At 67.6% G+C, this 11535-nt stretch carries 13 protein-coding genes and 1 tRNA gene; 10 read left to right on the forward strand and 4 right to left on the reverse strand.

Annotated features, from left to right (window positions below; all coding sequences use genetic code 11):
• Nucleotides 1-405: 405 nt before the first annotated feature.
• Nucleotides 406-750, reverse strand: a complete 345-nt coding sequence (locus ACFHWE_RS04745; protein WP_416599366.1) for a hypothetical protein — start codon at nucleotides 748-750, stop codon at nucleotides 406-408.
• A gap of 451 nt (nucleotides 751-1201) precedes the next feature.
• Here ACFHWE_RS04745 and ACFHWE_RS04750 point away from each other — a divergent pair, with 451 nt between their 5' ends.
• The 4 genes from ACFHWE_RS04750 to ACFHWE_RS04765 all read left to right on the forward strand — a co-directional run bounded on the left by ACFHWE_RS04750 (nucleotide 1202) and on the right by ACFHWE_RS04765 (nucleotide 3345).
• Nucleotides 1202-2080 carry a helix-turn-helix domain-containing protein gene (locus ACFHWE_RS04750; protein ID WP_416599367.1) on the forward strand — a complete coding sequence of 293 codons (879 nt, stop codon included), beginning with the start codon at nucleotides 1202-1204 and terminating at the stop codon, nucleotides 2078-2080.
• Complete coding sequence (locus ACFHWE_RS04755; protein WP_416599368.1) at nucleotides 2077-2259, forward strand: DUF397 domain-containing protein; 183 nt, start codon at nucleotides 2077-2079, stop codon at nucleotides 2257-2259. The genes ACFHWE_RS04750 and ACFHWE_RS04755 overlap by 4 nt, the downstream gene beginning before the upstream one ends.
• A 329-nt stretch (nucleotides 2260-2588) precedes the next feature.
• Nucleotides 2589-2888 carry a hypothetical protein gene (locus tag ACFHWE_RS04760; protein WP_416599369.1) on the forward strand — a complete coding sequence of 100 codons (300 nt, stop codon included), beginning with the start codon at nucleotides 2589-2591 and terminating at the stop codon, nucleotides 2886-2888.
• 205 nt (nucleotides 2889-3093) lie between these two features.
• Complete coding sequence (locus ACFHWE_RS04765; protein WP_416599370.1) at nucleotides 3094-3345, forward strand: helix-turn-helix domain-containing protein; 252 nt, start codon at nucleotides 3094-3096, stop codon at nucleotides 3343-3345.
• Nucleotides 3346-4530: 1185 nt separating this feature from the next.
• Here ACFHWE_RS04765 and ACFHWE_RS04770 read toward each other — a convergent pair.
• Nucleotides 4531-5280 (reverse strand): GntR family transcriptional regulator, encoded by a 750-nt coding sequence (locus ACFHWE_RS04770; protein ID WP_416599371.1) that lies wholly within the window; start codon nucleotides 5278-5280, stop codon nucleotides 4531-4533.
• A gap of 203 nt (nucleotides 5281-5483) precedes the next feature.
• Here ACFHWE_RS04770 and ACFHWE_RS04775 point away from each other — a divergent pair, with 203 nt between their 5' ends.
• The 6 genes from ACFHWE_RS04775 (at nucleotide 5484) to ACFHWE_RS04800 (ending at nucleotide 10259) form a co-directional block, all read left to right on the forward strand.
• The gene (locus ACFHWE_RS04775) at nucleotides 5484-6161 is read left to right on the forward strand and encodes a hypothetical protein (protein ID WP_416599372.1); all 678 of its coding nucleotides are present in this window, start codon (nucleotides 5484-5486) and stop codon (nucleotides 6159-6161) included.
• A 101-nt stretch (nucleotides 6162-6262) separates the two neighbouring features.
• Nucleotides 6263-6832 (forward strand): NUDIX hydrolase, encoded by a 570-nt coding sequence (locus tag ACFHWE_RS04780; RefSeq protein ID WP_416599373.1) that lies wholly within the window; start codon nucleotides 6263-6265, stop codon nucleotides 6830-6832.
• A gap of 195 nt (nucleotides 6833-7027) precedes the next feature.
• A complete protein-coding gene (locus tag ACFHWE_RS04785) occupies nucleotides 7028-7285 on the forward strand; it encodes a DUF2742 domain-containing protein (protein ID WP_416599374.1) in 258 nt (85 codons plus the stop codon).
• Nucleotides 7282-8727: a DUF3631 domain-containing protein gene (locus ACFHWE_RS04790; protein WP_416599375.1), complete on the forward strand. Its 1446-nt coding sequence runs from the start codon at nucleotides 7282-7284 to the stop codon at nucleotides 8725-8727. The genes ACFHWE_RS04785 and ACFHWE_RS04790 overlap by 4 nt, the downstream gene beginning before the upstream one ends.
• Nucleotides 8728-8820: 93 nt before the next feature.
• A complete protein-coding gene (locus ACFHWE_RS04795) occupies nucleotides 8821-9039 on the forward strand; it encodes a helix-turn-helix domain-containing protein (RefSeq protein ID WP_416599376.1) in 219 nt (72 codons plus the stop codon).
• Nucleotides 9039-10259 carry a tyrosine-type recombinase/integrase gene (locus ACFHWE_RS04800; RefSeq protein WP_416599377.1) on the forward strand — a complete coding sequence of 407 codons (1221 nt, stop codon included), beginning with the start codon at nucleotides 9039-9041 and terminating at the stop codon, nucleotides 10257-10259. Before ACFHWE_RS04795 ends, ACFHWE_RS04800 begins: the two co-directional genes overlap by 1 nt.
• Before the next feature lie 93 nt (nucleotides 10260-10352).
• On the opposite strand, the gene ACFHWE_RS04805 is transcribed toward ACFHWE_RS04800, so the two are convergent.
• Both ACFHWE_RS04805 and ACFHWE_RS04810 read right to left on the reverse strand, forming a co-directional pair.
• Nucleotides 10353-10429 (reverse strand) — tRNA-Ile (locus ACFHWE_RS04805).
• Between the two features lie 173 nt (nucleotides 10430-10602).
• On the reverse strand, nucleotides 10603-11457 hold the full coding sequence (locus ACFHWE_RS04810) for a DUF3566 domain-containing protein (protein ID WP_416599378.1): 855 nt from the start codon (nucleotides 11455-11457) through the stop codon (nucleotides 10603-10605).
• Nucleotides 11458-11535: the final 78 nt, after the last annotated feature.

Raw genomic sequence — 11535 nt, forward strand, 5'->3', positions numbered from 1 at the left:
TCGGCGGCGTTGCGAGGAACGCCGAGTACGGCGGGCGTCGGTCTGGGGGACGTCACACCATGGCCTTTCGGTAGAGGTGAGCGTCGACGTAGGGGCGCACGAGCGCCAGGGGCGGTGCCTCGTCGATCGCTCGCATGTCTCGGCGCGCCTGTTCGGGGGTGTCAGCGCGCACGACGTGACCGGCTCGGGTCGCGAGGTAGCAGTGACCGCCCGAGCCGGTCGGCAACGCGATCATGCACCATGCGGGGAACTCACGACCGAGGAGCTCAGCAGGCGCATGAAACGCGCGGTATTTGCGGCAAGCCTGCCGGGGGATGCGTGCCTCGCACGGAGCAGGACCGCACGACCGGTGACGGCCTCGAGCCGGACGTAGCACCGCGGCGAACAACTCGAGTACGAGCCGGATCACGACGCCCCCTTTGGAGGAAGCGCGACGCTGGCCTCGGCGACGGGAATCCGTCGGCGCTCGCCGCGGACGCTGCGTACCTCGAGCACGTGACCGGTCGAGCCGGGGGCGCCCTGTTTGTAGCCGATCACCATGCCGGGCGTCTCGGACGTGTCCTGAACGCTGCGCACCCACGAGCCGAGCGGAAACTCGCGGTGCATCTCGCGCCACAAGGTCACGAGGCGTACGAGGTCGAGGTGGGTGATGAGCTCGCCGACCTCAGCGCCGGTCATCTCGTTCCCCTCGGCGATCACAGCGTCGTCGGTCACCAAGATGTCGCGCTGATCAGGCAGGAACAGTTCCATCACGCGCTCACCGCCGAGAAGAGGTAGCAGCGAATACGCCCAGATCGCCGCCGAGGCGCGCCTGTTGCGAGGGTGAACCGCATGGGGGTTTGAGGGGTAAAGTCGCTCATGTCAGCGCTCCATTGCAGCGTTGTCCATCGGCCCCGGACGCCTGGACCGCGTCACGGGGCCGCTTTGTGTTCAGTTGTTCGGCGGAGTGTGTTCGCCCTCTCGGGTGCCCTGTTCGAGGGACACCCGGACGTAGTGCTTGCGCCACGGGCCGGGAACAACAGGGGTTGCAACAGGGCGACGGACTCGCGTGCGCACCATGGGGGCTCTCCCGTGGTCAGACAACTACGGATGAGAGTCAAGTCTCACCCTGCAAGCACTCAAAAGCAAGTCGTTTTAAGTAACTTCGCTAGACGACTTTGATCGACTACTAGCCTCCGCGGGCTGTGGCATGCTGTGACCCATGGCAAACAGGCGCGCACCAGCCCCAGATGCCCCGACCGTGGCCAGGTGGCTACTCGCCAAAGAACTCCGCCGACTCCGAGGTGACCGGCAGTTCACGGCCGTGGTGAAGGCGATCAAGACACAACCGTCTTCGTTGGCCCGGTGGGAGTCCGGGCGAGCGGACGGGCAGGTGCCCAGCACGCACAGCCTGGACAGGCTTCTCACTCACTACGAGGTGAGCGAGGAGGAGACAGAACGCCTCATGAAGCTACGCGCAGTCGCGAAGACGCCGGGTTGGTGGCAAAGCCATGAGATCGAAAAGCACTACGGAACCCTGATCGGCCTGGAAGCAGCGGCTTCCGACATGTCCAGTTACGAGGCCCAACTCATCCCCGGGCTCATCCAGACGGAGGACTACGCGCGTTCGGTCATCACGGCCGGCGCTGCTTCTTGGCGCGGCACCGAGGAAGAGATAGAGGACCTCGTCAAGGTCCGTATGCGTCGCCAGGCCGACTGGACTTCACGCGGCACACCTCACCTGTGGGCAATCGTGGGGGAAGCCGCCATCCGGCAGGCGGTCGGAGGCCCAGACACGATGCGTGCGCAGTTGAAGCACCTTCTAGACTTGAGTCACCAGCAAAACCGCCTCACCCTGCAAGTTCTTCCGTACAGCGCCGGATCACACACCGCCATGGAGATGGCTTGCTTCGCGGTGTTGGACGTAGAGGATGCAGGACTGTCCACCGTGTATGTAGAGGGGCCGACCGCGAACCTGTTCCTGGACTCCCCGGAAGACGTCACCCGTTACCGGAGGATCTTTGAACACTTGCGCGAAGCCGCACTCAACACGACGGACAGCCGGGCTCTCATAGCCCACGTCAAGGAAGGCTTCGAATGACACCCCTCGAGTTCCGCCGCTCGTCCTACTCCGGGAGTCAGGGCAACTGTGTGGAGATCGCGGACGCCGCGGCCTTCCACGCCGTCCGGGACTCCAAGACTCCGGAACAGGCACCCCTCACCTTTGGCCGGGATGAATGGGCATCGTTCCTCAACACCACCAAGAGCAACCAGCGCTAGCGGAGGACAACGCGGCCCCTGGTCGACGACCAGGGGCCGACGCATGCCTAAAACGACCCACAACCTGAGGTCCTCACCAGAGGCTGCCTGAGCAGACGGGGAGTGCGACCGACGGTGACCTATTGTGGCCACTCGCTGCGGAATGTCACCGCTCGGTGGTAGTCAGGTGGAGTCCTTCTCCCCCATCACTCGGAGCTCTCCGTGACCGCACGCAACTTCAAAGGACAGTTCTCCTCCTGGCCGGCCACCGCGTTCTTCATCTTCTGTGGCGTTCTGCTGCTGGCGATGCTCAACGACTGATCGGGAGGATGATGGTGGCAGCACCCGGGATGTGTCCCTTCTGCGACCGTAAGATCGGGTCCCTCAAGAACGGTCGACGACGCAAGCACTACATCAACCAGACGTCGGTCTGGTTCTTCGGCTACAAGCTCTTGGAGTGCAAGGGCTCATCGCCCGACGGCACCGAACCCACGTACGACACCAAGACCGTGGCCAACCAACGGCGCAACGGCAAGATGAAGTGCCTGGCCTGCGGCAAGTGGGTGGGCTACACCAAGACCTTCCTCCCGGTGAAGCACGATGACCAGCGTGGCAGGGTATGCCGTGGCTGGAGCGACAACCAGAACTGAGCGACGACCTCAGACACGACCTGAACACACGGCTCCCGGTCGATGGCCGGGGGCCGCCGCATACCTAAAACGGCCCGCCAGCGGATCTAGGCGAACATACTCCTCGTCAGGCCCAAGGCTCACAGTCTTCCGTGGCGATGTCACGACCTGTGGACATGGAGTCTTATCCCCTTCAGAAGCAACTCCGACCACCTATGGGAGAGCAGTGGCCACGAAGACGGAAGCGTTCACGATCCGAGAGCTATACAACCTACCCGCCGCCGTCGACCTGATGACGGCCGCCCGTGCCCTGCACATGGGGCGGATGACGGCCTACGAGCTCGCCAGACGCGGCGAGTTCCCCTGTCGGCTCCTTCGCTACGGCGGGACCTACCGGGTGGTCACGGCGGAGCTCCTGGAGCTGCTGGGCGTGCCCCTGCCCGAGCGGGGCCGACCGGCTACAGTCGAGTCGACATAGCGATTCGATCTGTTGTCGACTTCGTGTCTGGCCGGTGCCGTTCAGTGCCGGGGGAGTGTGTGTTCTGACAGGGGATGCCGTGGGGTCCCACGGTCAAACAAGGAAGAGCCCTGCTCTCCGTGTGGAGAAGCAAGGCTCTGACCAGGGAAAACCGGGTGGGCGTACCAGGACTTGAACCTGGGGCCTCATCCTTATCAGTAAAGAGAACCGATGACCCGACCATGGCACAACCGCCGTTCACCTGGGCCGGAGCATCGTTGACCGTCCATGGACGTCTACCGGAATCCGTGAGCTCTGCTGTACTCGACTGCTGTACAGCGAAGCGCTCAGAGCGCCTCTGCTGCTCCGTCTCCGGCCACGATGGATTACCTTCGGGCGGTCGCGTTCACCCACCTGCGGGCATCTCACGAAGCCGGTTTTCGGGGAGCTCTCACCCGGAACCCGGGGTGAGGCTGTGCGCCCCCATGGCTAGCCATGGGGTGAGTAGGCGTGCCAGTACGTGTCACGGGACCCGTCACGGTGCTGTCACGAGCGTTGTGACAGCACCTGTCACGAGTCGCTGTCACGGGGTTCGTGACAGCGTCGTGTCAACCGCCCGTGACAGAGCTGACCTGCTGACACATGTCCCGTGACACCAGACCGGCCCACCCCCTCCCCATCGACGGGGAGAGGTGCCCGGCAGGCCGCATGCACCGGCTGTTCCCGACTGGCTGACAACCACCCGTCACGGGGTCCGTGGCACGGCTCGAAGGCGGCTTTGGGGGGTGTTTGCAGGCGTCCGTTACGAACAGACGTTACGGCTGCTCAGACCCCGTTACGGGTCGCTGTCACTAGGGTGTTACGAGTCCTGTTACAGGGCCTGGTGACAGAACCCGTTACAGGCCCCGTAACGGCCTTGAGACAGGGCTCTGTAACGGCCTTCCGCCCGCCTGCTCTCGACACGTTGCTCTACCCCAGGGGTCCCCCGCCCGGCCGGAGATGGCGTACCCCACCAGCGAACCCGTGACCGCCCCGGCTTCCGGCAGGTCCGCCACATCCGCCACAGCCGACACGCCCCAGGTCAGGGGCCTGTTTTATGTGGCGGATCTGTGGCGTGTGGCGGATAGATGCCGCCACATAGCACGAGGCAGGGAGACGGGAAAACACTGAAGCCCCGGCATGTGCCGGGGCTTCAGGGGGCTGCTTCTATTGGGGGGAGGACAGGTTCACCGTGTACTCATGACTGATCACGTGGTCAGCGGGAGAGACGTACTCCCGGTACTCGATGGGCCCCTCTTCGTTGGACCACACCGACGTACCCGCAAGAACAGGGTCTCCGACAGAGATGCCCAAAGCTTCAGCTTCCCGCTCATCAGCGCGACGGGCGGTTACCCAGTCACGCCCATGTGTGGCGGTGCTAGCCCCCTTCTCGTGGATGAGGGAGACCAGGCTTGGAATGGGCTCCAAGCCGGTCAGCTCGGGCACCTCCTGGGCGAAGTGCAGAGGAAGCCACGACACAGCCAGAATGCGCGGTGTGCCGTCCCGGTAGGTCACGGACTCCCGCCGAACCACCTTGATGTTGCCCGCGTCCGCGTTGATGCCGAGGACGTCCCCGACGTAGGCGCGCGCGGTGACGGTCCCGGCCTCACGGACCTCGATGCGGTCATGGGTTACGGCGGATGCTCGGTGCACTCGGTCGATCGGCGCGGGAGTGGCCTGCCGGAACGTCTGCACCGTGGTGCCCTGCTGGTTGGTGGCAACCAGCTTCTCACCCCGTAGCTGCTGCATGCCCCTGTGGGCGGTGCCCGGGGAAACGCCCCATTCGTCGGCGATCTCGGCCACGGTGGGCAGCCGGTCACCCTCCTTGAGGGTGCCCTGGGTGATCAGGTCGCGGTAGTGGTCAGCGATCTGCTGGTACGGAGGCAGCGGCCTCTGAACGCGAGGACTCAACTTCAAGCTCCAATCCTCGTATATCGGTCATATTCAAGCTGGCACAAGCTTACGCCCTTCGCGGACTTGACGCCAATGAATGGCTTTGACCTGCATCTTTAATGCTACCCACGGGAAACTTGTAGATCAAGGGTTGTATATGAGGCTCATATATGAATACTGGTACTTGGACGCGCTCGAACACACCTGGACGCTGGGAGACGCTGAAGATGCCGCTGCTCGCTGACCGCCCCACCACCACGACCACGGTCCCCCGCCCCCGCCACCACCACGACCACGACCAGGCCCCCGACCCCCACGCCTGGGTCAGCGACCTGTCCAACATGGAACAGGCCCTCGCACTGGCCCTGTCGGACATGCCCGCCTCGCAGACCGAGCGCACCGCCGCCCTGGGCAAGCTCCTCCCCCCGATCCTGCCCACCCGCCCCGGCGGCCCCCTCGTCCCGCCCCGCCTCACAGACCAGGGCGCGCGCACCCTCAACGCCTGGATCGCCCAGGGCTTCGCCCGCTCGGAAGGGGAAATCGCGCTGTGGCAGGACGCCAACCTGTGCCGCTCCCTCAACCGCTCCCAGGGCTGGAAGACCCCCCAGGGGCGGGCGCTGGCCCGCCGCTACGGCGGCAAGCGCCGCATCAACACCGCCGAGTCCCAGGCCCACCACGCCGTCTGCGACGGCCCCCCGGTGGAACTGCGGGTGCCCTTCCGTAAGGAGTTCGCGGCCATCCACGACCGGCTGGAAGGGCTCTACCCGGCGAGCAAGTCCGACCCCGACCACCTGCCCACACGGGCGATCATCTACCGGATGCGCACCCGTCAGGCGGTGCTGCTGGCCCGCGAGTTCGACCGCGACCTCATCCGCGAGTCCTCCATCGCGCTGGCCCTGGCCTGAATCCGCCCCCGACACAGCGCCGAATCCGACCAAGAACTGCCGCTGTGCCGGGGTCCCTCGACCGTCCGCGAAGCACGCTCCGAAACGGGAGGACTCCCATCATGCCCCACACCAGCGCCGCGCACACGCCCCCGGCCGAACCCCCGCCGGCCACCGCACAGCCGGCGGTGTTCACCGCCCCCCGCCACCAGGTCAGCATCACCACCGTCACCCTCAACGACCAGGGCCGCGTGCTGCTGGTGCGCGACCCCTGGCAGGCCCCGGAATGGACCCTGCCCACCGCCGCCCTGGAGGCGGGCGAGAGCGTCCGCCAAGCGGCCGTGCGGTGCGTGCGCGAACGCGCCGCCCTACCGGTGGAGCCCGACCGCATCACCGGCGCCTACAAGGCCCTCGCTCCGGCGCACCTGAACCTGACCTGGATCGCCGCCCCCGCCACCGACCGGCCCGCCCGCCACGGCGCCCTGTGGGTGCCCACCCATGAGGCGCTGGAACTCCTGCGCGCCGACGACGCCGACCACGCGCCCACCGGCCGCCCGCCCCTGGCCCAACGCCTCCTGGACGCCCACGCCCCGTTCGGCACACACATGCGCCTGCACCGGCCCCGCCCACCGGCCGCCCACACCGCCCACGGCGTGCCCGCCCCGGGCGCCCACCGGCCGCCCGCCCGCTGACCTGCACACCGCCCACCCCAACACGTCCGCGCCCGCCCGCCGGGCGCCGTGCCCACCCGCTCCGGGGCACCCGAGAGGGCGCCCCTGCCCCTACAACCGGGGCGAGCCGGGCACACCGGCCCTGACCTGCGGATGCCCGTGCGCCCGCTCCGGCAACCGACCGCCTTCGCGCCGCCCGAGGAAGGACACCCGCCCATGCCCGAGACCTCACGCCCACACGTGCGCTCCTACCGCCGCGAATGGGCACGCCGCCTCATCGCCCGCGGCAACACCACCGCCCCGCCGCCCGCCTACGGCACCCCCGCCTGGTGCGCCCTGCCCGAGGCCCACCCCGCCAAGATCGCCGCCGTGGTCCTGGCCGCCGAAGCCTGGGCCTGGGGCACCGACCCCCTGCCCGAGAACAACCAGCGGCCCCGCCCTACCGGCCCCGAGCACGGAGGGCACACCCGATGAGGCGCACCGACAACCGCACCCCTACCGAGGGATGGCACAGCGGCATGGACCACCTCGACCACGGCCCCGCCCTGCTCGACGACGTCGAAGCGTTCCTGCGCCGCTTCGTGGTCTTCCCCCACGACGCCGCCGCGACCGCCACCGCCCTGTGGGCCGCCCACACCCACATGATCGACGCCTTCGACTCCACCCCCCGCCTGGCCTTCCTCTCCCCCGAACCCGGCTCCGGCAAGACCCGCGCCCTGGAGATCCTGGAAACCCTGGTACCCAACCCGATGCTGGCCGTCAACGCCACCCCCGCCGCGCTGTTCCGCGCCATCGCCGACACCGACCGCAAGCCCACCGTCCTCTTCGACGAGATCGACACCGTCTTCGGCCCCAAAGCCAAGGACAACGAGGAACTGCGCGGCCTGATCAACGCCGGACACCGCCGCTCGGGCGTCTCCTACCGGTGCGTGGGCGACGGCTCCTCCCAGACCGTGGTGGCCTTCCCCTCCTACGCCGCCATCGGCCTGGGCGGACTGGGAGAGCTGCCCGACACCGTCCTGACCCGCTCGGTCATCGTGCGCATGCGCCGACGCGCCCCCCACGAAAGGGTCGAACCCTACCGGGCGCGCCTCAACGAACCCGAAGGCCACGCCCTGCGCGACCGTCTCACCGCCTGGGCCGCCCACGTGGCCGACAGCGTCCGGGAGAAGTTCCCCGCCATGCCCGAAGGCGTCAGCGACCGGCCCGCCGACGTGTGGGAACCGCTGCTGATGGTCGCCGACGCCGCAGGCGGTCCCTGGCCCGACAAGGCCCGCAGCGCGTGCGTGGAACTGGTCGCCGCCAGCACCGACCCGAGGCGGGTGTCGCTGGGGGTGCGGCTGCTGGCCGACACCCGCACCGTCTTCACCCACCAGGGCGCCGACAAGCTCCCCACCCACACCCTCCTGGCCGCGCTGGCCGAGTTGGAAGACGCGCCCTGGGCCGAACTCGGCGGCAAAGGGCTCGACTCCCGGGGCCTGTCGCGGCTGCTGAAGGACTACACCACCGCCGCAGGCGACCCGATCAAGTCCCGCACCGTGCGCATGCCCGACAACTCCACCCCCAAGGGCTACCACGCGGCGGACCTGGCCGACGCCTGGTCGCGCTACCTCCCGCCACCGGATGGCAGCCCGGCCCCCGTCGACCCCCCGCCCATGGCTAGCCAGGGAGCGGGCTCCGAAGGGGTCCCTGTGGCGGACCGATCCGCCACACCCGCGCTGTCCGCCACACAGAACACGCCTCTGACCTGGGGCGTGTCGGCTGTGGCGGATGTGGCGGACCTGCCGGAAGCCGGGCCTGTGGTGGTGGAGTCCGGCGCGTGCTGGTCCTGCGGTGACCGCTTCCGCCGGTTCGAGTCCAGCGACTACCCCGACATGTGCACCCCGTGCGCGACCAGCCTGCGCACCACGGCCTGACCCACCCGCCGAGAGAAGAAACGGCCCCGGGGCCGCCTGCCAGCAGATCCCCGGGACCGCACTCCAACCCAAAGAAGAAGGAGTACGTCCATCATGACCGAGCACACCGTTCCTGCGCAGCGTCTCCCCCAAGCCCTGTACACCGTGGAGGACGCGACAAAGGTCCTCCGGCTTTCCCGTGCCGAGCTCTACGAGCAGATGCGGGCCGGACGCCTGCGCTTCGTCAAGGTCGGCCGCGCACGCCGGATCCCGGCCGGTGCGGTCACGGAGTTCGTCGCCCTCCTGGAGAAGGAAGCCGAGGTGGCCGCCTGATGGCGAAGCGAGCACACGGGGAAGGGTCGATCTTCCCCTACCGGAACGGGTTCGCCGCCTACGTGTGGGTGGACACGCCCGAGGGCAAGCGCACGCGGAAGTGGTCCTACGGCAAGACCCGTGAGGAAGTCCACGGGAAGTGGCTCAAGAACCACATGCAGGCCAAGAAGGGGCCGGTGGCCACGTCGGTGCCGACCGTGGAGAGCTACCTGAAGTACTGGATGGAAGAGGTCGTACGGGAACCCGACTTCTCCCCGCTCACGGTCAGCACCTACGGCCAGTTCGTCCGCTACTACCTGGTGCCCTACCTGGGCAAGAAGAAGCTGGACAAGCTGACCGCCAAGGACCTTCGGGCGTGGGTGAACACGCTCCGCCGCACCTGCCAGTGCTGCGCTCAGGGCAAGGACGCCGACCGCCGACCGGACAAGCGCCGGTGCTGCGCGGTGGGGGAGTGCTGCGAGAGCTTCACGACCGAGAGCAACATCTACGAGGCCCGCAAGGTGCTGCGCAGCGCGCTGAGCAACGCGGTCCGTGAAGAGCTCCTGTCCCGCAACGTCGCGACCCTGCTGAAGATGTCCAAGCCCAAGCCGAAGAAGGACAAGCCCTGGACGCTGGACGACGTCCACCGCTTCCTCGCATCGGCCCGTGCCGACGACGACCCGCTCTACGCCGCCTACGTCCTGCTGCTGGTGCTGGGACTTCGTAAGGGCGAACTGCTGGGCCTGTGGTGGCCCGAGATCGACACGGACGCTCAGGAGGTGTCCGTGGAGTTCCAGATCCAGCGGATCAAAGGCGAACTCCGGCGACGGAGGAAGACCAAGACGGAGGACTCCGAAGCCACGCTTCCGCTCCCGGACCTGTGCGCGGAAGCGCTCCGGCTTCGGGCCGAACAGCAGGACAAGCAGCGGGCCGAGGCCACCGAGTGGGAGACGTCAGGCTACGTGTTCACCACCAGCACGGGCAGGCCGGTGGACCCCCGCAGCTTCACCAAGCAGTTCGACGCCCGGTGCACCAAGGCGAAGGTCCGCCGGATCGAGGTGCACACCACCCGCAAGACGTGCGGCACCCTGCTGGCCGCCCTGGACGTGCACCCGCGGGTCGCTATGCGAATCCTGCGGCACAGTCAGATCAAGCTGACCATGGACCTCTACACCCAGGTGCACGACGACACCACCATCGCCGCACTCAAGAAGCTGGGAGGAAGCATCACCGGAGGATGAGGTGACGCCGCACAGCGGCCGGTCTGAACGGTGATTGCTGTACTTTGCTGCTGTACACGAAAGACCCGCCGGGTGTCCGGCGGGTCTTTTGGCTGGTGGGCGTACCAGGACTTGAACCTGGGGCCTCATCCTTATCAGGGATGCGCTCTAACCGACTGAGCTATACGCCCTCGTTCCGGATGGAACTCTACCGCATCGGCGAGACCGGAGCGAACCGGTTCCGCTGCGCGGACAGGAGCGGGGCCCGGCGATCCGCGCCCCTCTCACCTTCGATTTTACCGGCTTTTCCGGTGTGCTCGGTCCACCGGCCCGGCCCCGCCTCGGGGCCGGGCACAGACGGGCCCTACTCGGCCTCGGTCAGAGTGAGGTCGATGCCGCCGACCAGGTCGGCGACCAGGTTGTACAGCATCGCGCCCACGGTGGCCAGCGCGGTGATGAGCACGATGTTCAGTGCACCGACCACGCCGGTGTAGCCGAGGACCCGGCCGGGAGAGAACCACGCGGACGGGTTGAGGCCGAGCTCGTCCTCACTGCCGTCGCCCTCCAGAAGCGCTGTCATCATGTTGGAGAGCTCGTCGAAGACACCCAGCATCGACAGAGTCGTGTAGATGACCACGACCGCCACGAACAAGACGATGAAGCACACCAGCGACACCACGAAGCTGTACTTCATCACCGACCAGGGCTCCACGCGGGAGACCGTCAGGTGTGCCTTGCGGCTCGACAGCGTCGCTTTCACGGCGCTCGGCTGTTTGTCGGCAGCCGTCTTGGACTCGGTCACTTCTGTTCCCCCCGGCCCTTCGGTGTCCCCGGTGGATTGGTCGGAACGCGTGTCCACAGCCTCCTCCTTCTTCGTCGCGGAGGAGCCCGTCGCTTCGGACGCGGCGCCCCGGCCCGGGGAGCCGGCTTCCGGTTCCCCGTCCTTGCTCTCCTCGGAGGGCTTCTCCGCGGAGGTGGCCTCACCGGCGTCGGAGCCGCCGGAGGACGTGGTCACGGCCGGAGCCTCGACCGCGTCGTCCCGCGTCTCCGGCGCCTGGCCAGGCCCGTCCTTCTCCCGACCGGGGGAGGACTTGGTGGCCACCGCCACCGTGTCGGCCCCGTCGGCCGGGGCCCGGTCCGCCGCCGCCTCGTCCTTCGCGGCCGTCGGCGTGTCCGTGTCGGATTCGTTGGTGGGGGTGTTCCGCTGCTTGTCAGACATAGAAACGCTACCGCTGGACTTTCGTTGAGACGGGTGAATGGCGCAAGAGGCGTCCCGCAAGGTTCGCGACCGGAACCC

The sequence above is a fragment of the Nocardiopsis sp. LOL_012 genome (assembly GCF_048060475.1).
Taxonomy (GTDB): domain Bacteria; phylum Actinomycetota; class Actinomycetes; order Streptosporangiales; family Streptosporangiaceae; genus Nocardiopsis.

Bases quoted from the DNA above. Each gene is read 5' to 3' on its own strand.
- ACFHWE_RS04800 (WP_416599377.1), top strand. From the start codon at position 9,039: ATGGCGAAGCGAGCACACGGGGAAGGGTCGATCTTCCCCTACCGGAAC.
- ACFHWE_RS04755 (WP_416599368.1), top strand. From the start codon at position 2,077: ATGACACCCCTCGAGTTCCGCCGCTCGTCCTACTCCGGGAGTCAGGGC.
- ACFHWE_RS04810 (WP_416599378.1), bottom strand. From the start codon at position 11,457: ATGTCTGACAAGCAGCGGAACACCCCCACCAACGAATCCGACACGGAC.
- ACFHWE_RS04795 (WP_416599376.1), top strand. From the start codon at position 8,821: ATGACCGAGCACACCGTTCCTGCGCAGCGTCTCCCCCAAGCCCTGTAC.
- ACFHWE_RS04745 (WP_416599366.1), bottom strand. From the start codon at position 750: ATGGAACTGTTCCTGCCTGATCAGCGCGACATCTTGGTGACCGACGAC.
- ACFHWE_RS04760 (WP_416599369.1), top strand. From the start codon at position 2,589: ATGTGTCCCTTCTGCGACCGTAAGATCGGGTCCCTCAAGAACGGTCGA.
- ACFHWE_RS04785 (WP_416599374.1), top strand. From the start codon at position 7,028: ATGCCCGAGACCTCACGCCCACACGTGCGCTCCTACCGCCGCGAATGG.
- ACFHWE_RS04775 (WP_416599372.1), top strand. From the start codon at position 5,484: ATGCCGCTGCTCGCTGACCGCCCCACCACCACGACCACGGTCCCCCGC.
- ACFHWE_RS04780 (WP_416599373.1), top strand. From the start codon at position 6,263: ATGCCCCACACCAGCGCCGCGCACACGCCCCCGGCCGAACCCCCGCCG.
- ACFHWE_RS04750 (WP_416599367.1), top strand. From the start codon at position 1,202: ATGGCAAACAGGCGCGCACCAGCCCCAGATGCCCCGACCGTGGCCAGG.
- ACFHWE_RS04790 (WP_416599375.1), top strand. From the start codon at position 7,282: ATGAGGCGCACCGACAACCGCACCCCTACCGAGGGATGGCACAGCGGC.